This is a genomic window from Nostoc sp. NOS(2021), from assembly GCF_017115025.1.
Taxonomy (GTDB): domain Bacteria; phylum Cyanobacteriota; class Cyanobacteriia; order Cyanobacteriales; family Nostocaceae; genus Nostoc.
The window spans coordinates 1-21,121 of the sequence record NZ_JABXKM010000052.1 but is presented as its reverse complement, the minus strand read 5'-3'; the positions used below and the strand labels follow the sequence as shown (position 1 = coordinate 21,121).

Below are 21,121 nucleotides of genomic sequence, written 5' to 3'. Positions count from 1 at the left end.
CTTTAGCTACTTTTATAAAAGTTAAATTAATTAACTCAAATTAGTCATTGTCACATGAATAAAACATCCGAAACTCGGCAAAAAAAAACTGCTCTAATTACAGGAGCGGCTAGTGGGATAGGCTATCAATTAACCCAGATTTTTGCTCGTCATAATTATAATCTTGTGTTAGTGGATAAGAATGAACAAAAGCTTACTGAAATTATAGATGAATTTCCGCAAAAGTTTGGCATTTTTGTCAAAATTTTTGTTAAGGATTTATCTATCCCAACATCCCCAGAAGAAATTTTTACAGAACTACAGCAAGCATCCATCAAGATTGATGTGCTGGTAAACAATGCTGGCTTTGGTACTTATGGAGTATTTAGCGAAACAGACCTTAGCATTGAACTGAAAATGCTCCAGGTAAATATGATCAGCCTGACTCATTTAACGAAGTTATTTCTCAAGGATATGATCGAGCAAAACTATGGAAAAATATTAAATGTGGCCTCCGCTGCTGCTTTTCAACCAGGGCCTCTAATGGCAGTTTATTTCGCTACTAAAGCCTATGTCTTATCATTTTCAGAAGCGATCGCTAATGAATTAGAGGGTACAGGTGTCAGCGTGACTGTTCTTTGTCCAGGGCCAACAGCATCGGAATTTCAACAAACTGCTGCAATGGAAGATTCAAAGATTGCTAACGTTAACAGAATGATGGATACGGAAACCGTTGCTAAGATTGGTTATCGGGGCTTAATGACAAACAAAACCGTTGTCGTTCCTGGGATGAGAAATAAGATATTGACTGAAAGCGTCAGATTTACACCCAGAAATTTAGTCACAAAGGTCGTGAGAAGTATGCACGAACTCAAAAAAAATAGGTAGCCCGATATCCTATACTACTTTCAACTACATTGCGGCAGTCCCTTTCCTTAACGCAACAAAGTTGAGTAAAGAGGTATACATTGGTAGAGTCGATGAGGGGTATTATCCGCCCATCGACTCTACCATTGAAAGTTCCGAATATCAAAGGTCATGAGTGCGCCAAGAAAATAAGGGACTTTCAAGAAATAAATTATCCATCTTGTGGGGTGGGCAGCGTTCGATTGAGCGCTCACGCCGAAGTCCTGTCCGCCCTGAATATGGGACGGGTGTTTGCGTAGCGGCACGTAGTGCGGACACCCGTCCCACAAGAAAATTTGGGATGTTTTTTTATTTGTCAGTCCCTAACTAAATCTATTCAGATTATGGAATCTGATGCCAAAGTAGATGTGAACGTTGATACTAAAATCGTAACTGTAGAAGCTGCGGCTTCTGAAGAGTCAATTAAATAGATAGTTCAATCTGCTGGTTATACTATAGAAGGGTATTAATTACATTTCTAAATCTCCTAGTAAATTTAGAAATGTAATTTAGCCAGCACAATTGCTTAGTCATATATTCGTCCGGTTTCCAGGCAGAATATCATTAATTACTCTACTTGATCAAGAATATTTTCCTCCTCTGACACGCTTGAAATACTTGGCTTTCTGCCTGACTTATAAGCTTTAACAGATACAGCTAAAGACTGTAGGATTTTGAAAGTCTTGCTGTATATTTCTCTGCTCTAACAAAATTGTTAAAATTTCCTGTACTCGTTTTCAAGAACGAATTAACATGGGGTCATAAATTTGATATTCCTGAACCCCATAATTGCCCAGAATCAAGCTAGCCTGATCAAGCTCATTGTCTGTACCACTAACGATGAGTATGTAATTGCCTCGATCAATTTGCTCGTTGTAAAAGCGTGCCCACTCATCTGCTATTCCTAGTCTCATAGCGTCAAAGCGCTCACTTAAATTAACGCCTGTTGACCGAATAAATTGAGAAACCTCTTTGCAAATTAAGGAAATCTGGTTTGCTGGAAAACCTGCGACATACATATCATTAATTGCCGCTTCAGCATTATCTACGTTATCAAAGTAACTAATAGCATACTTAGTCAAAATCCCATTTTTATTAGGAGTGGCAGTAGCAGAAGTCGTCGTGATCAGATAATTTCTAGGTAATTGCTCACTATTGAAATGCTCGTAAATGCCAAACTCTTCAATACCCCAACGGTGTAGAATTGCTTCTACTTTAGCAATTTCAACAGATGTACAATCCACGATTATCAAATAGTGTCCATGCTCTACTCGCTCGTTATATGCTCTAGCTTGCTCTTCCGATATTCCCCAACCAACTAGTGCACCAGCAAAAGTCCCAGTAGCAGCACCAATACTCGCCCCGACAAGGGTTGTAACCAAAGCAGTTGCCGCTGCGCCAGCCAGCATTATTGGCCCAACTCCAGGGATTGCTAATGTCCCAAGACCTACTAATAAACCAGTCAACCCACCAACAGCACCCCCTGAAAGCCCTCCTACTGTTGCACCTTCGTCAGCTTTATCACCCGTGCGCTCTTTTATTTCATCATCAGGAATCTCATGATTGCGGTCTGCATTGTGTACAACTACAGATACTTTCTCCATAGCCAAGCCAGAATCTCTCAACTCATGTAGTGCCTGTTCTGCATTTCGACGATGAGTAAATACACCTACAGCACGTTGATATTGACTTAAAACCATTATTACTCCTTGATAGCAGGGGAAAATGAATTCCCCACAAATCTAGTTTTTCATTACCTATAATCTTAAATACAACTTTATTTAACCCAAAACTATCCTAAGTAATAAAATTCATTACAAACCTTGCAATGCATACCTGTTTGAATTTTGAATTGTGAATTTTGTTAGCGCAGCGTAAAGCCTTCTCTTCTCCCAAGGGGAGACGCACTCACGTTCGAGAGGCAACGCATAAAGGCATAGCAACTCTTAGAGACGCACTCGCGTTCGCTTAGAGCGAGTCCGCGTTCGCTTTTAACGTCTCGTAGAGAGCGTCATTTTGGATTCCGCCTTGCGGTACTAGTATGTTATGGTCTGGAAATCCTCACATTACGGTTTAGCTACAAGATATCTAGGATTAATTCCAGATAAATAATTAAAAATCGCTGAAAAGGGTAGCACAGATGTACACCCCTACGGCGTGTTGCTACAGGTTGATATTACACAAACAGTTGCGTAAACTCATATATTAAATCCACCCTACCTTTACGTAACATGGCTGGATCTAATCTTTCAGTGGTGTTGCAAGTCATCAAGACAACTAACCGTTGCTGCATCTGAATACCAGAGTCATCAATTACACTCTGATACAAAGTGCCATCCAGCAAACTCAGAATGTGTTCGGTTTTGTTATTATATTGCGCTACCTCGGAAGCGCGATTTTGCGCTAAATTATCAGCTTCGTTAATAACGATACAAATACGCTCTATGTAAGTCGGTGGGACAAAGTTAGCGATCGCATCATGATCTAAAATAAAAATTACATACCCTAAAGGTACAAGAATTTCCTTTGCTACTGCCTGTGTCCAGACTGTTTTACCAGTACCTGGTTGCCCATGTACAACAACCGCTAACTGGTTTTGATTAAGAATCGCTTGCTGTACAGAATCAGTAAAGTTTTGGATATCTGCCCCAAATGTGCGAATGGGAAATTGACTGTGAACTTTGCCTACACGACTTTGATATCCACTCAGCATCACTGCTAAGTCGTAAGTCGCTTTGTTAATTAGTGGCGCGAGATTTTTCGCCATTAAAGTATATTGTCGTCGCCCGCGATCGTAGGGGTCAATTTGCAACCAAACGTCATATTTCGACCAGTAAGCATAAACAGTATTGAGAACGTCTAAGCGTTCCCAGCTAACAAATTTATCTATAGGAAAATAAAAATCTCTTTCTGAGTAATACTGGGTAATAATGTCGGGACTACCCAACACATGTAAAACTCGCAGTACAGTAATTTCTTGCAGTCGGTTAAGAACATAATCAATGGGAATGCTACTACGACTGACAAATTGGACGATGGGTGTTTCCGTACTCAAAACATCTTTGTAGCGATGATCTGGTGATTGAGGATCTGGCGTGATGTAATTCCAAAACTTTTCAACTTCGTAGCGGGTATTATCAGATACAACATTTAATAAATTAGCCCACCAAGCATAATTATTTCTTCCCAAAATATCAGCAACATTACTCGCTAAATTCAAACTTTTTTGAGTTAATTCGCGGGAGTCACTGTACAACAGTTGCCACAAAAACCCCCAGTCTAATTCTCGGTTAAACGGTCGCCAACCGGTAGCAAGCAAGCTTTGCCGGCTATTATTTGTAGGAGTGCCTTCATTGCTTCTAAAATAGTCAAAATCCATATTTGTTAGTTATACAGCGTTAGTCGAGTTATTTTGTGTGAAGTAGGAGATTTTGAAAAAGTTTTCTCGTAATATAAACTAACTGCGTACAAATGGTAATTTTATTTCCACCGTGCTGTACTAGTACACTCTAGCGTCAGTTTGCCTACCTTTAACAAGAGGCTTAAGTCTCTTGTCTAGTTAATTGGGATGGTAGCTGGATTTACGCCAAGCTGTACTAGTTAGGAAGTCTTTTTAATCTAACTTATTACATTTGTAGTATACTATAGTACGAAAAGACTACCTGTGTCAACTTTTTCGACAAAGTAATTAGTAAGTGGGAGTTTACTTTTAGCTATTGTAGCTATTGATGTACCTGCGCCACTTATCTATCTCTAGATGAGGACTAATATCACGTCCGTGGAACTGCCCATAAGATAAAGCACCTAACCCCACTTTTGGCTGACACCAAAGTTCCTCTCCCTGCTGGCTTGGTTCCTAGTAAGGACTGATACCGTTTTACTAATAATGATAGAGATAGGTTCGTAGGGGCACAGCAATGCTCATTGGTGTCAACTTAAGGCAAAACCCTTTTTCAAACCTCGTTTCCAGCCTCTGGCTGGAAACGAGATTTTAAAGAGATTTGGGCTTAAGTTGACACCAATGTACATGTATACGCCCCTTAACGTATCTGTAGTAAAAATTTAATTAAATTTTAATAGAATTCAAAAACCTATAAATCAGTTAATGTGAGGGTGAATGTTGTCCATCCATTGCCACTTTCTACTTGAATGTTTCCTTGCAGTTGTTCGACTAATTTCTGTACTATAGGTAAACCTAATCCCGAACCACCTTGATTCCAGATGTCTGCATTGGGAACGCGATAAAATTTCTCAAAGATTCGTGATAACTCTGTTACCGGAATTTCTGCTGAATTACTGGTAGTAATAATAGTTTTTGCAGGTGTTTCCGACGAATTGTAGCTTACACTTAGGATAATTTCACCACCCACAGGTGTGTATTTACAGGCGTTATTGAGCAATTCTACTAAGATTCGTTCTAAGCTAATGCCATCTGAGAACAGCGACGGGAGATTTGAAGGCAGATTCAGATGTAGAGTTTGCTGATGTTCTTGGACACGGATTTCAAATGGCTCAATCACCCAAAGTAACCACTGTTGTAAGAGCAACGCATCAGGTGTTATAATTGCATAGGATGAGCTTTCCAGGCGTTGTAAGTCTAGTAGATAGTTAATTAATCCTAGCTCGCGATCGCACTCGGATTCCATCAGTTCTAGATAACGTTGAGCTTCCTCAGCACTAGTAGATAATTGGATCATTTGAATCATTACCTTCATATTACTCAGAGGTGATCGCAGTTCATGGGAAACTAAATTCAAAAAGTCATTTTTGAGTTGATTTATCTCCTCCCATTGCACCACAAGTTGCTCTTGCTCAATTTGCTTTTGACGCGCCTCAACCGCTCGTTTGCGCTCAGTAATATCTCGAAAAACTAACACAGCACCTATCATATTATCTTTGTCATCTTTAATTGGTGCAGCGCTGTCATCAATTGGTATTTCTACACCATCTTTAGCAATCAAAATGGTTTCTGCTGGGAGACTGACGATTATACCATCTTGAAGGACTTTGATGATCGGACTTTCAATCGGGTTATGAGTTTCTGCATTGGCAATATTGAATACTTTTGATGAATTTTTGCCACAAGCTTCTTCTTGTTTCCATCCAGTCAGATTTTCAGCAACAGGATTCATAAAAATTACCAATTCTTGCAGATCGCTAGCAATCACACCATCGCTGATACTTCTTAAAAGTGCATCCAGCCATTTTTTATTTACTTTTAATTGCCTTTCTAAACCATGTTTAGTTAGGGTTATTTCGATATTTATTTGTAGTTCTCTTTCTTTAAAAGGTTTGAGTAGGTAGCCAAACGGCTCAGTTATTTTGGCTCGTTCTAATGTGTTTTCATCTGCATAAGCAGTCAAATAAATTACTGGAATATCCAAACGCTTATAGATTTCTTGGGCAGCTTCTATCCCGTCCATTGACCCTTTGAGTTTAATATCCATTAGCACTAAATCTGGGGATATTTCTACTGCTTTATTAATTGCTTCTTCTCCTGAAGAAGCGATAGCAGGAACCGTGTAACCAAATTTTATAAGTCGATACTGTAAATCTTTAGCAACAATAGCTTCATCTTCCACAACTAAAATTTTCGCGTTTGTCATATTTGAGTTATTTTATATTGTAAATGTCACCTGACATTCTACTCCCATAGTACCTTGGATATTGAGATTTCCTGAAAGTTGATTGGTTAAAGCATCTACTAACTGCCAGCCTAAAGAGGCGATCTTTTTGAAATTAAAATTTGCTGGTAAACCAATTCCATCATCACTAACTATAAGTGTAATCTGATTGTCATTCTTTTTTTTAATCTCGATATAAATTGTACCATTTCTATCTCCTGGAAATGCATATTTCAAACAATTGGATACAAGCTCATGGATAATTAAGCTACAAGGAATTGCTGTATCTAAGCCGAGAAAAACTTGATCCTCGATATTTATTCTCAGAGCGATCGCATCTTCATTGACTTCGTATGCAGTAAATAAACTTGCTACTAAATCTCGAATATATTCACCAAAATTAATCCTTGCTAAGTCGTGAGACTGATACAATTTTTCGTGAACTAGAGCCATTGATGCAATTCGCTGCTGGCTTTGTCGGAATATTGCCAAATCGTGTTCGTCTTTGATATAAGCAGATTGCAAGTTTAGCAGACTGGAAATAACCTGTAAATTATTTTTGACGCGATGGTAAATCTCTTTTAATAACACCTCTTTTTCTAAGAGTGATGCTTGAATTTGCTCCTCCCACTGCTTGCGATCGCGCAGCGCGGCTTGCCGTTCGCTAATGTCTTCGATCACAGAAATAAAATACTTTGGCTCTCCACTAGGTTCGCGCATTAAAGACACGGTGAGATGAACCCAAACTATGGAACTATCTTTGCAGAAATAGCGCTTTTCTATCGAATAAGTTTGAATATTATCTGCTAAAATCTGGTCAATGTATTTCAGGTCGGCGTTAAGATCATCTGGGTGAGTAATATCTTGGAAAGTTAGCAACTGTAGTTCTTCGGGTATATAACCGAGAATATCGCAAAGCTTCTGATTAACTAACAACCACCTTCCATCTATTGCTACATGGGCGATGCCAACAGCAGCTTGATGGAATGCAGCACGAAATCGCTGTTCGCTTTCCCGCAATGCTTCTTCTATTCGCTGGCGCTCAATAATTTCTGCCTGTAGTGATTGATTGATTCTTGTTAACTCTGCTGTCCGTTCCTCAACCTTGCTTTCTAGTTGGTTAAGTAGGCTACTTAATGCCTCCTCTGCTTGCTTGCGCTCAGTAATATCCGTATGTGAGCCTGCCATCCTCACTACATTAGCATCTTCATCCCACAATGCTTGACCTCGATCCAAAATCCATTTGTAAGTGCCGTCTTTACATAAAACTCGATGCTCGGTAGTATAAAACGGTGTTTTCTGAGCAAAGTGATCTTGAACTGCTTGTGTCACCCATTCAAGATCATGCGGATGCACTCGTGTCACCCTTTCATCTAAATTGTTAGAAATTTCGTGGTCTTCGTAACCAAGCATTTCCTTCCAGCGAGGTGAGAAGAAAACTTCATTAGTTTTAACATTCCAGTCCCAAATTCCATCATTATTGCCGCGCAAAGCTAATTGCCAGCGTTGGTCACTTTCCCTCAACACTTCTTCAGTCCGTATACGTTCAGCAACTTCCTTTGCTAGTTGGTAATTTGCAGCCTCTACTTGGGCAGGACTCGGTAGAGCCAGTGCTTGGGGTATTAATGGCACAAGTTCTATGGCCGTCAATACGGAGACAAAAGCGGTAATAGCTTTAATTAACCCTGATAGCCAATAGGTAGGATACCAAAGCGTCCACACATCCATTAAATGGGTTGTGCCACAAGCAACGATAAATGTGCCAAACATCAGGAATATCCAGCCGAAAGGCATATCTCGCCGTTTACGGACAAAATAAACCAACATCACTGGAATTGAATAATAAGCAAGTCCAGTTAACACATCTGAAACCAGATGCAACCACACCAATCCTGGTTTCCAGAGGTAGCAATGTCCGTGGGGAATAAACTGGCTAGTAGAGAAAAAATTATTTAAAAATTCCATCATCAAAACCTATACACTGCACAAGTCTTCACCAAAGCCCGAAGGAAGAGGTTTTTAGCCTAAAAACTCTGTAGACATGCAGATGCCTAGAGGGTGGCTTTTCATACTCTTCATGAGAACACGTTCGGCGTTCGTCAGAGTTTTTCCGTACTAGCCGTAGGCTAGGATTGAGTAGCATTTGGAGCTTCTACATCCTGTATCTGTCATCCTTTCTGAGTTTTTTAACCTGATAATGTAAGATTTATTGAAATTAAAGTACCGCGATCGCTTTGGTTATTGTTACCGTAGATCCTCTGAAATGAACCATTTACATATATAAAAACCTTTAAAAATCACAGTAATATTTCCCTTACTTAATGTACCCAAAAATCATCTTTGAGTATAATTTCGTAAAGCTAAGTATGGTATTTAACGTGCGCTACCTGCGATCGCTCATTGTCATGGTGGTTGTGCTAATTGCTATCAGTTCAATTGTTACTGCCACTATTCCATCATTTGGGATCATTGCGACAGCCCAATCCCTTACCGAATTTTAGATTTTAAATTTTGGATAATGGAATTGAAGATTCAAAATTTAAAAAGGTCTAGAGCAAGCGAATTTAAACGCGAGAATAAATCTAAAATCCAAAATCTGAAATTAAATGACAGAGCAAGTGACTTAATTGCTGGAGTTCTTCATCTGTAACTGATGCGGCTTTTTTGTTCAGTTCACGGGCGGTGTTAGTTAGCAGAGATGTGCCTGTTGTTCAGGACTTACGCAAACAATAGCCGAAAAGAGTGATTTTCTGGTAGGGGCAATTCATGAATTGCCCCTACAGCGTGTGGTTTTGCGTAAGTCCTATTGTTGTGAGGGTTGTACGCATTTATTTAGATGAGTTGGTAATAGTTATTTCATGCCTTAGCGATTGGAAAGATATTGTTGGTCAATTGACGATGGGTAAAACCCCATCCCTAAAATCTCGGTTTTGCGTTGGTTTCCCGCCCTGCAATAAATTGCGGGCTAATAGCTAAAGTGCGTTGAAACTGATATCTTGCACCATTCTCTGGCACGACATGACCATTGGTACTTATTAAGGAAGCGGCTGAGGGCACTTGCTGAAAGGGTCTGACTGTGTTCAGGTAACGATCGCCCACTTGCTTGCAGAAATAGTTCTAATAGTGTTTGTAGACTGTTCTGTTGGTAGCGACTAGGCATCAAGGACACCAGAGTATAAACTAAACTTTGGGCGTAACTAAGGAGGTTTAGCATAAACCTTCAATGAATTTCTTTCTACGCCCTTTTTTTCAGATTTTGACCACCAGCGCAACCCTGCTTGTTGAGAATGGTGCAAGATGTCAGCGGACTTTAGCTATGAGCCGCTGAACTTCAGTTCTGGGCGTTTTCTGTCTAGAACGAAATAGCCCTGAGTTAGGAGTTAGGAGTTAGAGTCGTTTAGGTCACAAAATATTTGTGTGATGTCGAAATGAGACTGTAGATCGGTCTACTGACTGTGACGTTGAAAAAAGTCCCAAATTGTTTCACTGGCGTTCAGGCCCAGTTTAGCATTGAATTTATTTAGGCTCTCGTCAGTTGAAGAACCACCAGGCCAGAAATGTCCACCGTTTACTACCGCTAGCTGCCAGACTTCTGAGTTGCCACTACAACCTGTGTAGAGAGAGGTTTTCACTTGATCTTCAGAAAACTGCGGAGATTGATTCGATGAGATACATTGATCATGCGATCGCCAAAAATCTACCATGTCTGAGATCGAAACCAGCGCTCCTCGTTGAGTATGATCATCACCTTCATAAAGTACATCGTGATCGTTTGTACCGTTAATCATTAACATCGATATGGGAGTTTTAGGCTGGCAATTCGGTTTGAGTCTAACTGGGAGCGAACCAGCAACTGATGCAAAACCAGCAATTTTATCAGGTAACTTACAAGCCAGTGCTTGCGTAAGTATTCCACCTCTAGAAAAACCGGTGGCATAAACTTTATGACTATCAATATTGATTTGCTGCTGAAGATGATCAATCAAAGCACTGACAAACAAAACATCATCTACTCTTCCTTGAGCGTTACCTCTAAGGCTCCATTTTTGGTCAATTCCATCTGGATAAACAACAATAAATCCTTTTTGATCTGCTAATTCATTGAAGTGAGTCACATTACTTATAGACCGACCACTACCATCATCCCCATGAAACACTAAAACTAACGGCATCGGGCGGTCTGGATTATAAGATTTTGGAGTGTAAAAATAGTAAGTACGTAACTTTCCTTGGTCATTTAACTCTCCATAATTATCACCACTCACGATTTTTTCTTTAGCTATATTTTTTTCTTCAGCCTGGATGGAACCGCAGGCTGTCACTAAAGTAATTGTAAGTAAAAATATAAGAGTTTTTTGAAAAAATCGAAATTTATGATATATATTCATGTTAATTATATTGACTTGATTATTTATAAGTCTTATTTACCTGCAAATTTTTACTTAAATAGGGACTAACAAACCAAGTAGGTTTGTTAGTCCCTATTAGAGATATTAAGCTCTTACATTTACATAATGAGCAGGAACTCGAACCTTAACCCACCTTTTACCGCGTCGTACTGTTTCCCAATGTGCAGGAATTAACTTCCGTTGATATCGGGCAAGAAGAGGTTTATGCACAACAGCAACGTTATGGATGTTGGGTCTGACAATGATTTCTGCTGCCGATGCCTGTGATGGTAAGGAAGAAATTGCAAATGGGAGAGCAAGTAATGCACCTAATAGAATACGTTTCATATTCAAATTTCCATCAATTAATTTGCTTGATTGTTATACGGCATTTATCAATAATTTGTGAACATATATTCTTACCTAATCTTTATGATTATAGTAAGTTTGGCTTGTTACACGATTTAATTGGTTTGCTGTATTACTTTTAGTTTAAAATACTAAATTAGAATAGACAGTGGAATAAAGTCATAATTTCAGTATGACTAAAGTCATATTTTGGACTTTGGACAAAAAAGAGGTGTTCACGAATACCTCTTTTGATTAGTCTCAGTAAATCACAAACTTTCGGAAACTGACGTAAAAATGAGGGTTTCAGCCATCGAAAATGGGAAACAGCGTTCCTTTAAGGGCGATCGCATTGCTCCCATTAACGTTATCGCCTGAAACGCTGATTAATCAGTTCTTTTCTGGTGTCTGGGTGTTTTGTTGAAATGTCCATGTGGCAGGGGGGATTGCTGATAAGGAAAGTATAAGCGGTACTTGATGGTAATAGTTACATCTCCTGCGATCGCATCACTTTAAATGCTCAACGCCTTACAGCATCCAAGGTTTAGACAGCTTTCACTTAAGCGATCGCATTGCTCCCGTCGCTTTCTCGCCCGCAAGCAATTAATCAACTGCCAAATTCACTTAATACTGAGTAATCAAAACCGCTATCAGTGATTTCCAGTCCCAATGCGTATTTCCAATCAATCCGGCTCCTGGGGGTAAGACCCCTCACTTGTTTGCCAACAGTCTCATGAAATTCGCGGCTACACAAACTCTCGTCCGCCTCCGCGGACTAAGGAAAAATTGAGGTTTTGAAACCTATGCATGTGGGTTTTACCTCGTGTAGACGCGGTTTCTAACTTTTAAAGGATTCCGCGCTTTACTTAAAGAACGGGGAATTAATCTAGAGCAATTGTGACCGAATTTAATTTACAAATCCCAGAAAATAGCGATGGCTTGTCTGCGACACGCTACGCGAACGCCAACGCCAAGGGCGATCGCTTATCTTCTCATATACAGGATGCTGCACCTAGCTTGCTTCCCCTTGGGAGTACGATACACTGCGTCAACACTAAAGGCGATCGCCTCGACCGTTACCTTTCCCAAGAATTACCAGACTTATCCCGTTCCCGCATCCAACAGTTAATCGAACAGGGTAACGTCCAACTTAACGATAAAGTTTGCATATCTAAGAAGATCAATGTCAAGGTAGGCGATCGCATCACTCTCGAAATACCAGAAGTCCAACCTTTAGAACTGCTAGCAGAAGATATCCCCTTAGATATCCTCTACGAAGACGACCAGTTACTTATTCTCAACAAACCAGCAGGCTTAGTTGTCCATCCTGCGCCCGGTCATCCAGATGGCACTTTGGTAAATGCCCTGTTGGCTCACTGTCCCAATTTACCAGGAATTGGCGGAGTCCAGCGTCCGGGAATCGTCCATCGATTGGATAAGGATACAACGGGGGCGATCGCGATCGCTAAAACAGATATTGCCCATCATCATCTACAAGCACAACTCAAAGCAAAAACTGCACGGCGAGAATACTTGGGCGTAGTTTACGGTGCGCCAAAAACTGAAAGTGGCACCATAGACTTGCCCATTGGTCGCCATCCCCAAGACCGTAAGAAAATGGCGATTATACCCGTTGAAGAAGGCGGACGATCTGCCGTCACTCATTGGCAAGTATTAGAACGCCTTGGTAACTTCACCTTAATTCACTTTCAATTAGAAACTGGACGCACCCATCAAATTCGCGTCCACAGCGCCAAAATGGGTCATCCCATTGTCGGCGACCCAATTTATAGTTCTGGTCATTCAGTGGGGGTAAATTTGCCCGGTCAAGCACTCCACGCTTGGCGGCTCAAATTGCAGCATCCCCTATCTGGGGAGTTGATTGAGGTGACAGCTACTCCTCCCGCCCACTTTACAAAACTTTTGGAGATGTTAAAAAGACGAACTGCACTTTAAGCTCATCCCACGCCTGAAAGCAGCGCCATTTCACAGACATTAGGCATTGAGAAAAAAACCATGCCCAATGCCCCTTAACAACTAGCGTGCATCAGACATGGGATAGAGTCTGTTTCACTAGTTATACCTAAATGAAACTCCTACACAACCCAGGACTCATGCACGCTATAAAATGATCAAATGGATGTACTAGCCAGCCGCCGACCAAAAATCGTTATTTAATTCCTGCCAGCTGCCGATAAGGTACAGACTTTTCGATATCGATGTTGAATGACGAGATCCTTTGTGGCGCATTGCCAGTTGCATTGACACTTTGTGCCATAGACAAGAATAGAGCTGGATCGCCAGCTTTGGGCTTTTGCTCTTGTGGAAGGAATCTGCGTACTTCGACCTGCCAAATGATTTGAGGGAAACCCAGTTTAGAACGGTGATAATCCTCGTATCGCGGAGATTTGATGTTGAATGGCAACTCACCCTCAGATTGGGATGGCAGTATCCGACGGCGCTGATACGGCACTGTGGAGTATCCAAAATTGCTCAGGTACTCTTCAGTATTTAGCACTTCATCAATAAAGCCTACAATACCCTTGGTAGCGACTACAATTGACCAAGCGATTTTTTCCCGCTCGTTGTATGGGTCGCGCCCTAGAACCCGTTGGATTACTTGCTCAACAAAGCGATAATTATTGTTGAGGTCGTAGAAGCTCTTCTTAAAGGTATTGGAAAGTACTAACCCACGAATAAAGTCCCGCACTGTAATTTGTCCATTACGGAGTTGGGACTCTAAATATATTTCGCGATCGGCAGCAAAGGCATAAAAGAAAAGTTGACGATATGCTGCTTCGATCAGATCACCTAAATCTGACGGAGACAGAATATTATCTGTATTAAAAATCCTGGGCTGTTCATCACCCGGTACTTCATAAGCAGCTACACGCTGATTTTGACTTGAAGGGTCATATTCTAACAGAGGAATTGCCACTCTAAAGCCTCCATGTTCTTAATTAAAGTTAACAACTTTTAATCACATATTAAGGGACGTAGTTGGATCAGAACTTCAGATTCTGATAAAATTTCACGAAACTTAACTAAGGGTGATTTCAGTATTCGTAGGAAAAACGATTAGCCTGCCGGATTCAACCCATAGCTAATCAATAAATAGGGAGTGGGGCTTCCAGCTTAATGACTAAAGTAGATGACTAAAAAACTTTGTTCACATATTTTAGATTAGGAGATTCAGTTTCACCTTTTTGAACTGAAGCAATAATTTTTAACATTTAGCAAAAGAAATTAATGGGGATTGGGGCATTGGGCATGGGGCATTGGGCATTGGGCATGGTTATTTTCCTTGTCCCCCTCTGCTCCCCTGCTCGCCTGCCTCCTTCAGCGACCTATCCAAAATTCCAAGGGATCTATGGTTGATTTACAGTGAGGCCAACTACGCAAAGTTGCTTCCATCCCTGCCTCCCAGTAGGGTGGTTCCAATCCCAGTCCTAAACATAGATGAGATAGGATGCTAGCAAACTGCTCATTGTGGCCAAAGTCTCCTAGATGGGCATGGGCGTATTCATGGACGACTACACCAAACCAGTCTCTAGGTGCAACTCGACCAACATCTACCAGAATAGTGATTGGGTTTGTGAGAATGTTGCACAGCCCGTCTATGCCGAAGGATTGAGCTATGGGTACTGCAAAAATTTGGATGTGCCGACGCTCTTGGGGATGAAAACACTCATGACAAACTTCTAGATAGGCGTTGATCTGAGCGTTAACGGTGTTAATATTATCGCCGATCCAAGTGCAAATGGGGATGCGATCGCGTAGGTTATCAAACACATCCACCATACCCGGTTCTAGGGCAAGTCCCTGTACCAGATACAGATAATCTCGCCCACGAGTAAAAGCATCGCTCTGCTTGAGATAATTCACCAGCCCAAAACGGAATAAAACTGGCTTTTTTCCAGAACATCCTGCCCAAGTCTTTCTGTGACTTCTGCTGTGCTGGCAACCTCAACAGAAGTTTCAATCCGAGTTTCACTACAAAATGATGCCGTGCTGAAGCCGCCAAACCGTTTGACTGTACTGGTTCGCATTCGCATATTTGGGCTGGCAAACCAGAATCGCTCAATGGAACTCATTGTTTCGTATTCGGTTGTCAACACTAGTCCATCTTCATCATCCATGTGAAAAAGACCGACTACAGGCACAATTTCGGCGTATCCTCTTTCGCGGAGTAATTTGCCTGCCCTTGGGTTATCGCCATCAGGCACGATCGCAAATATGGTTTTCCCCTGATGGTTCTCTTCACCCTCTCTATCCCAAGCCATTGTCCCTAGCCAACGCACACGCGACCCTCCTACTGAAAGGCTGGGGTCAATCTCATGATACTGGCACAGTTCAATGATTTCTGGATGATCGGCATCCAGAGTTTCTACCTGTATATCCGATTCTCCCGTCTCTGAGCGCTTGAAGGCCAGATGATGAGTTGCACGTTGCGATCGCCACTTACCAGCACTTAGCTGAAAAAATTCCATTGCGTCTATCAATCTTGTGACTCCTACTTATTACTCCTGCGGATGATGTTTTACGAGTTCTTTATTTTTAGAGTTGTTGATATATAAACATTCTAAACATTACAGCGATTAGCGGTCAGCTTCAATAAATTCCCTACAAAGGGAGAGGCTGACGTGTTTTTAGGAAATTGTAAACTTTTATGTTCGTGATTTATTATGGCTTGACAATGTAGACATTTTAATATCTCAGTGCTAAACTATTTGAAAGCAATGTCTACAACAGCCTACGCCTTCAGACTTGCGGTAATAAAAAATACCCTTAGATCCAGTCAATCCGAGGAGTGAATGATGGACTTCCCAATCGAACTAACTTTAGAGCAACAGTTTCGCTTACAAAATTTGAAAGACCAGGTAAAAAATTTGAGTCAAGAAGAGGCTCAGGATTTTTTATTAGAAGTTTTACGGCAGATGATGGTGAAAGATAATTTGGTCAAACATCTGCTAAAACAAGCTTGATCAAGTAAAAAACAATATTTTTTCTTTAAGACTTACGCAGTGGCAGAGTTCCATTGAAATGCGTAAGTCTTAATTTTTTGGGCATAGGGCATTGGAAAGAAGCTTTATGGGCGAGGTTGCTCTTAGCAGAGAGGAAAACTCTTCTCCTTGCTCCCTGCTCCCCTGCTTATTCTCTAGTCCCTATGCCCAATATCCAATGCCCAATGCCCAAGTTAAATATTACAGATTATTACTTTGTCTCTCATAGTAAAGACTAGGGTACTATCGATCCCCTATGTTTTTCTTTGGCTACTCACAGTTAACCTGATCGAGACACGCCAAAAATAATATCCGCCATTTGTGAATATTAAGGAGAACTCATGGTTCTTGATGCTTTTTCCAGAGCTGTAATTACGGCTGATGCCAAAACCGCTCCTATCGGTGGTGCTGACTTGGCAGCTCTTAAGTCTTTCATTGCTGAAGGCAACAAGCGCCTTGATGCAGTGAATGCGATCGCCAGCAACGCTAGCTGTGCAGTTTCGGATGCGATCGCTGGGATTGCCTGTGAAAACACTGGTCTACTTCAAGCTGGTGGTAACTTGTACCCCACTCGCCGGACTGCTGCTTGTCTACGTGATGCCGAAATCATCCTGCGCTACGTGACTTATGCACTGTTGGCTGGTGATTCTTCTGTATTGGATGATCGTGCTTTGAACGGTCTGAAAGAAACCTACACAGCTTTGGGCGTACCTACCACCTCTTCTGTACGTGCTGTTCAGATTCTGAAGGCTATCAGCGTCGCTCACATCACCAACACCAACACTGAAGCTAACGCTGGCAAAAAATTCCGCAAACTGGAAGTTGTTCAAGGCGACTGCTCTGCTTTAGCTGCTGAAGCTGCTAGCTACTTCGATCGCGTTATTTCTGCTCTGAGCTAATTGCTCATGGCTAAAGGCTATTAGCCAAGCAAACTGAAATTAAAACTCGATCAAATCTAATCTGGAGTATAAAAAGTAATGAAATCAGTTATCACTACGGTTATTGGATCTGCTGATGCAGCAGGTCGTTTTCCAAGCACCTCTGATTTAGAATCCGTTCAAGGTAGCATTCAGCGTGCTACTGCTCGTCTAGAAGCTGCTGAAAAGCTGGCTTCTGGTATCGATAACGTAGCTAAAGAAGCTTATGATGCTGCCTTCAAGAAATATCCTTACCTGACCCAAGAAGGCGAAGCTGGCGCTACCCAAGTCAAGAAAGACAAGTGCCTGCGCGACATCAAGCACTACCTACGCTTGATCAACTACAGCTTAGTTGTGGGCGGTACTGGCCCTCTGGATGAGTGGGGTATTGCAGGTGCTCGTGAAGTTTATCGCTCTTTGGGTCTGCCCACAGCTCCTTATGTTACCGCATTGACTTTCACTCGCGATCGCGCTTGCTCTCCTCGCGACTTGTCTCCTCAAGCCTTGGTTGAGTTCCGCGCTCTCCTCGACTATGTAATCAACTCCCTGTCATAGTCACACGGATTGACTAGACGAGCGATAGTCATACTCTAAAACTCAGGGACTCTAAGTCTGTTGCTTTGCCTGTATCTGGTTGAGTGACTTACTAAGAGTCCCTCAGTTGTGATCAACAGTGAACAGTTATATAGTGTTTCTCGGTTGAGTTCAATACAGACCTAACAAGAACAGCCCCTTCCCTACAAGAGAAGGGAAGTAAAATTCAAAGTCTCTCACCTAAAAAGCTACAGTGTACACACAAGTCTCTTGACCTAATGCCATTGCGTTGGCTAACAATGCCATTGCGTCGGCTGACAATGCGATTGTGTTGGCTAACAATGCGATTGTGTTGGCTGACAATGCCATTGCGTCGGCTGACAATGCCATTGTGTTGGCTAACAATGCCATTGTGTTGGCTGACAATGCGATTGTGTTGGCTGACAATGCAATTGTGTTGGCTAACAATGCCATTGGGGGATTGAAACAGGAAAATTTTTTTATGACAATAGATTCTCTATTTGAACAGTTAAAACACCCCAACCCCAATCTACGGGAACGAGCCATGTGGGAACTGGCTGATGTCCGTGATGAAAATACTATTCCTCGGCTGATGGGTATTTTAGATGAGGAAGATGTCACCTACCGTCGAGCTGCGGTAAAGGCGCTGGGTGCTATTGGTAAAGATGCAGTACCGTTACTGGTAGAGTCATTAGTAAATAGCGATAATACGACCATTCGGGGTAGTTGTGCTAAGGCCCTAGCACAGGTTGCTACTAATCATCCAGATGTTCCCTTCCCGACTGAGGGTTTACAGGGATTGAAAACAGCGCTCAATGACCCAAATGCCGTTGTTTATATTGCATCAGTCATGGCGCTGGGTGAAATTGGTTCTCCTGCCTTTGAGATTTTAACTGAAGCTCTGAAAACAACGGATAATGTTGCGGTGGCTGTGGCGATCGTCAATGCACTCGGTTCAATGGGTGATATCCGAGGCGTGGAAGTGCTAACGGCATTGACAAATGATCAATCTGTTGATCCGTATGTTCAAGAGTCAGCAGTGAGTGCTTTGCCCCGATTAGATCAGGTGATTAATTATAAGAGAGCGTAGCGATCGCATTCACACCATATCCAAAAAATAGTTAATCACTAAACCCACACTTTCTTGTTGCACTACCGAATTTGATATCCGCCAAATTCCCTTAAGTAATCAAAAATTGATGTTGAAAACGATGCGTATGGTGGGCAAAAGTTAACAGACGCGATCGCGGCGGCTCGTATTCAAATGGCTCAACTGGTTGGAGGATAAGGCAATGCTGCAATATCTGATCACTCAACAACATTATTTCGCATTGAAGCTTTTCTCGGCACTTGGCTGTGGGCTGATAGCTGGAGTCTTCTTTGCCTTCTCGTCCTTCGTGATCAACGCCCTTGCCAGACTCCAGCCACCACAAGGCATTGCCGCCATGCAATCCATCAATATCACGGTGATCAATCCGTTGTTTATGGCAGTGTTCTTGGGAACGGCTGTGGCTTGCATCCTTCTTTTTGTCTCCTCGCTGTTAAGGAGGCATCAACCCGGTGCGATCTACTTGCTTGTCGGCAGCCTGTTTTATCTCGTCGGTACATTCGGCGTGACAATCGTGTTCAATGTGCCGCTCAACGAAGCGCTGGCGAGAGTCGAGCCGGACAGTACTATCGGTGCAAGTCTATGGTCTAGCTACCTTGCCAACTGGACAATCTGGAATCACATTCGGGCGGCGGCAGCGCTTGCGGCAGCGGCATCGCTCACGATCGCGCTCTGTTATCGAGGGGCGCAATATTGACACTCCCCGCGATAAATCGACGGGGATTCTTGGGCTAATCACGGCAATGGTGTTCTGTCAACGAACAGCTTTTAAGGTATCGTAAAGTAGCTTGTAGCGCTTAAACCCTGCTTCATACAAAGGATTTGTCTGCGGCTCTACTACATTACTATGCTGCGATCGCATCTTGAGTGCAGCTTCTAAATTGGGGTAAGCACCAATCCCCACCATTGCCAAAATAGCTGCTCCGTAAGCAGCTCCTTCTTCGGCTTTGGGAGCTATAAGTTCTGTTTGCAAAATATCTGCCAAAATTCGTAACCAGATGTGAGAGCGTGCGCCTCCACCTGTTGCTAAGAGTTGATCAACGGGAGCGATCGCACTAATTACCTCCAATGCTGACCGCAAGCTGAATGCAACCCCCTCTAGAACAGCGCGAGTTATATCTGCTTGCGTATGAGCTAATGACAAATTTACTAAAGCACCGCGAGTCTCTGGATCGAGGTGGGGACTGCGTTCTCCTGCGAGGTGGGGCAGAAATAGAACACCACGGGCACCAGGCTGCGATCGCTCTGCCATATTCATGAGATCGGTGTAAGATATATCCGGGGCAAATGTATCTCGATACCAACGCAGAGAACCACCAGCCGCCAGCGTCACTCCCAGCAGATGATAGCCACCATCCACATGACAGAACAAATGCACCCGACCTTCGGGATCGGGAATTGGGCGATCGCACGGTGCAAAGATCACTCCCGATGTGCCAATACTTAAACTACCCCGGTTTAGGTTGCTTGATGAGATACCTAAACCGATCGCTGCTGCGGCATTATCACCTCCGCCTGCGACTACAGGTAATCCTACAGGTAATCCCACACGGACGGCTATTTCTGATTTTAACCGTCCAGCGATCGCAGTAGATTCGATGACTGGGGGGAACAACGCGGGATTGATATCGAGAGCATGGAGAATATCTCTATCCCATTGCCGATTCGCCAGATTCAGACAGCCAACACCAGAGGCATCAGATGGTTCTGTCACCGATTCGCCAGTTAGCACATATCCCAGATAATCTTTTGGCAAAAGAATCTGCCACAAGCGAGTATATGCTTGTGGTTCTTCAGTCCGCAACCATAAGAGCTTCGGCAGTTGAAACCCTGTAATTGCCGGATTTCCAGTGCGCTGAATCAACTCCTGACGGGGAATAGCGGCTTCAATCTCAACAACAGCTTTAGCTGTGCGCTGGTCATTCCACAAAATTGCCGGTCTGATCGCTTTACCATCCGCGTCGAGAGGAACCATACCATGCATTTGTCCAGACAGACCGAGGGCGATCGCTTGGTGTCCGTTTAGCTGTTGAGTAACATCGAAGAGAGCATCCAAACTTGCTTCGACCCAATCCGATGAGTTCTGTTCCGTCCAACCGGGTTGTGGAGTTAACAGGGGATAGCTTCTGGTTGTCTGAGCAATAATTTGCCCTTGCAGGTCAACTGCGATCGCTCGTACTCCTCCTGTACCCAAGTCTAAGCCAAGTACAATGTCAGTCAATTGCCCCTCCAAATTCTTAAATCTTATAGCGGTTATCGGTTGAGTGAGGTACAAGAACCCCACCCCCAACCC

Annotated in this window: 20 protein-coding genes and 3 pseudogenes; 9 read left to right on the top strand and 14 right to left on the bottom strand. The window is 42.5% G+C overall.

All coding sequences use genetic code 11. The features are described 5' to 3' along the window. The first annotated feature begins 54 nt into the window (after positions 1-54). Both HWQ41_RS05950 and HWQ41_RS05945 read left to right on the top strand, forming a co-directional pair. Positions 55-867, top strand: coding sequence for an SDR family oxidoreductase (locus HWQ41_RS05950; protein WP_292760652.1), 813 nt, complete (start codon positions 55-57; stop codon positions 865-867). Positions 868-1,154: 287 nt separating this feature from the next. Continuing rightward, the gene (locus tag HWQ41_RS05945; RefSeq protein ID WP_292760682.1) at positions 1,155-1,316 is read left to right on the top strand and encodes a hypothetical protein; all 162 of its coding nucleotides are present in this window, start codon (positions 1,155-1,157) and stop codon (positions 1,314-1,316) included. A 306-nt stretch (positions 1,317-1,622) separates the two neighbouring features. Here the strand turns inward: HWQ41_RS05945 and HWQ41_RS05940 are convergent, their stop codons facing one another. The 5 genes and pseudogenes from HWQ41_RS05940 to HWQ41_RS34250 all read right to left on the bottom strand — a co-directional run. Continuing rightward, a complete protein-coding gene (locus HWQ41_RS05940; RefSeq protein ID WP_292760650.1) occupies positions 1,623-2,585 on the bottom strand; it encodes a hypothetical protein in 963 nt (320 codons plus the stop codon). Between the two features lie 476 nt (positions 2,586-3,061). After that, the gene (locus tag HWQ41_RS05935) at positions 3,062-4,264 is read right to left on the bottom strand and encodes an AAA family ATPase (RefSeq protein ID WP_292760649.1); all 1,203 of its coding nucleotides are present in this window, start codon (positions 4,262-4,264) and stop codon (positions 3,062-3,064) included. Between the two features lie 712 nt (positions 4,265-4,976). Next, the gene (locus HWQ41_RS05930) at positions 4,977-6,491 is read right to left on the bottom strand and encodes a response regulator (RefSeq protein ID WP_292760648.1); all 1,515 of its coding nucleotides are present in this window, start codon (positions 6,489-6,491) and stop codon (positions 4,977-4,979) included. A 12-nt stretch (positions 6,492-6,503) separates the two neighbouring features. Then, positions 6,504-7,529: a histidine kinase dimerization/phosphoacceptor domain -containing protein gene (locus HWQ41_RS34255; RefSeq protein ID WP_366931637.1), complete on the bottom strand. Its 1,026-nt coding sequence runs from the start codon at positions 7,527-7,529 to the stop codon at positions 6,504-6,506. Between the two features lie 120 nt (positions 7,530-7,649). After that, positions 7,650-8,477, bottom strand: a pseudogene (locus HWQ41_RS34250) (PAS domain-containing protein); the annotation flags it as partial. Between the two features lie 398 nt (positions 8,478-8,875). Here HWQ41_RS34250 and HWQ41_RS05920 point away from each other — a divergent pair. Continuing rightward, positions 8,876-9,010 (top strand): hypothetical protein, encoded by a 135-nt coding sequence (locus tag HWQ41_RS05920; protein ID WP_292760645.1) that lies wholly within the window; start codon positions 8,876-8,878, stop codon positions 9,008-9,010. Positions 9,011-9,531: 521 nt separating this feature from the next. Here the strand turns inward: HWQ41_RS05920 and HWQ41_RS05915 are convergent. The 4 genes and pseudogenes from HWQ41_RS05915 to HWQ41_RS34245 form a co-directional block, all read right to left on the bottom strand. Next, positions 9,532-9,723, bottom strand: a pseudogene (locus HWQ41_RS05915) (IS701 family transposase); the annotation flags it as partial. Positions 9,724-9,955: 232 nt separating this feature from the next. Next, the gene (locus HWQ41_RS05910) at positions 9,956-10,897 is read right to left on the bottom strand and encodes a PHB depolymerase family esterase (RefSeq protein WP_292760644.1); all 942 of its coding nucleotides are present in this window, start codon (positions 10,895-10,897) and stop codon (positions 9,956-9,958) included. A 105-nt stretch (positions 10,898-11,002) separates the two neighbouring features. Further along, positions 11,003-11,245: a hypothetical protein gene (locus HWQ41_RS05905; protein WP_292760642.1), complete on the bottom strand. Its 243-nt coding sequence runs from the start codon at positions 11,243-11,245 to the stop codon at positions 11,003-11,005. A gap of 610 nt (positions 11,246-11,855) precedes the next feature. Further along, positions 11,856-11,942, bottom strand: a pseudogene (locus tag HWQ41_RS34245) (transposase); the annotation flags it as partial. A 341-nt stretch (positions 11,943-12,283) separates the two neighbouring features. On the opposite strand from HWQ41_RS34245, the gene HWQ41_RS05900 reads away from it, so the two are divergent. After that, the gene (locus HWQ41_RS05900; RefSeq protein ID WP_292760679.1) at positions 12,284-13,201 is read left to right on the top strand and encodes an RluA family pseudouridine synthase; all 918 of its coding nucleotides are present in this window, start codon (positions 12,284-12,286) and stop codon (positions 13,199-13,201) included. A gap of 214 nt (positions 13,202-13,415) precedes the next feature. On the opposite strand, the gene HWQ41_RS05895 is transcribed toward HWQ41_RS05900, so the two are convergent. The 3 genes from HWQ41_RS05895 to HWQ41_RS05885 all read right to left on the bottom strand — a co-directional run bounded on the left by HWQ41_RS05895 (position 13,416) and on the right by HWQ41_RS05885 (position 15,744). Then, the gene (locus tag HWQ41_RS05895; RefSeq protein WP_292760641.1) at positions 13,416-14,183 is read right to left on the bottom strand and encodes a phycobilisome rod-core linker polypeptide; all 768 of its coding nucleotides are present in this window, start codon (positions 14,181-14,183) and stop codon (positions 13,416-13,418) included. A 401-nt stretch (positions 14,184-14,584) separates the two neighbouring features. Next, complete coding sequence (locus HWQ41_RS05890; RefSeq protein ID WP_292760640.1) at positions 14,585-15,130, bottom strand: hypothetical protein; 546 nt, start codon at positions 15,128-15,130, stop codon at positions 14,585-14,587. Then, positions 15,127-15,744, bottom strand: a complete 618-nt coding sequence (locus HWQ41_RS05885) for a phycobiliprotein lyase (RefSeq protein ID WP_292760677.1) — start codon at positions 15,742-15,744, stop codon at positions 15,127-15,129. The genes HWQ41_RS05890 and HWQ41_RS05885 overlap by 4 nt, the downstream gene beginning before the upstream one ends. A 318-nt stretch (positions 15,745-16,062) precedes the next feature. Between HWQ41_RS05885 and HWQ41_RS05880 the strand changes: the two genes are divergently transcribed. The 3 genes from HWQ41_RS05880 to HWQ41_RS05870 all read left to right on the top strand — a co-directional run bounded on the left by HWQ41_RS05880 (position 16,063) and on the right by HWQ41_RS05870 (position 17,720). Further along, positions 16,063-16,230, top strand: coding sequence for an NblA/ycf18 family protein (locus tag HWQ41_RS05880; RefSeq protein ID WP_069074022.1), 168 nt, complete (start codon positions 16,063-16,065; stop codon positions 16,228-16,230). A gap of 359 nt (positions 16,231-16,589) precedes the next feature. After that, positions 16,590-17,147 carry a bleomycin hydrolase gene (locus HWQ41_RS05875; protein ID WP_292760638.1) on the top strand — a complete coding sequence of 186 codons (558 nt, stop codon included), beginning with the start codon at positions 16,590-16,592 and terminating at the stop codon, positions 17,145-17,147. Positions 17,148-17,225: 78 nt separating this feature from the next. Further along, a complete protein-coding gene (locus HWQ41_RS05870) occupies positions 17,226-17,720 on the top strand; it encodes a bleomycin hydrolase (RefSeq protein WP_292760636.1) in 495 nt (164 codons plus the stop codon). Between the two features lie 219 nt (positions 17,721-17,939). Here the strand turns inward: HWQ41_RS05870 and HWQ41_RS05865 are convergent, their stop codons facing one another. Next, entirely contained in the window at positions 17,940-18,167 is a 228-nt protein-coding gene (locus tag HWQ41_RS05865; RefSeq protein WP_292760635.1) for a hypothetical protein, read from the bottom strand. Positions 18,168-18,201: 34 nt separating this feature from the next. On the opposite strand from HWQ41_RS05865, the gene HWQ41_RS05860 reads away from it, so the two are divergent. Further along, entirely contained in the window at positions 18,202-18,810 is a 609-nt protein-coding gene (locus HWQ41_RS05860) for a HEAT repeat domain-containing protein (protein ID WP_292760634.1), read from the top strand. 202 nt (positions 18,811-19,012) lie between these two features. Further along, positions 19,013-19,525 (top strand): DUF1772 domain-containing protein, encoded by a 513-nt coding sequence (locus tag HWQ41_RS05855; protein WP_292760633.1) that lies wholly within the window; start codon positions 19,013-19,015, stop codon positions 19,523-19,525. A gap of 57 nt (positions 19,526-19,582) precedes the next feature. Here HWQ41_RS05855 and xylB read toward each other — a convergent pair. Further along, positions 19,583-21,121: xylulokinase (xylB, locus tag HWQ41_RS05850; RefSeq protein ID WP_292760632.1), on the bottom strand; the 1,539-nt coding region annotated here is incomplete at its 5' end.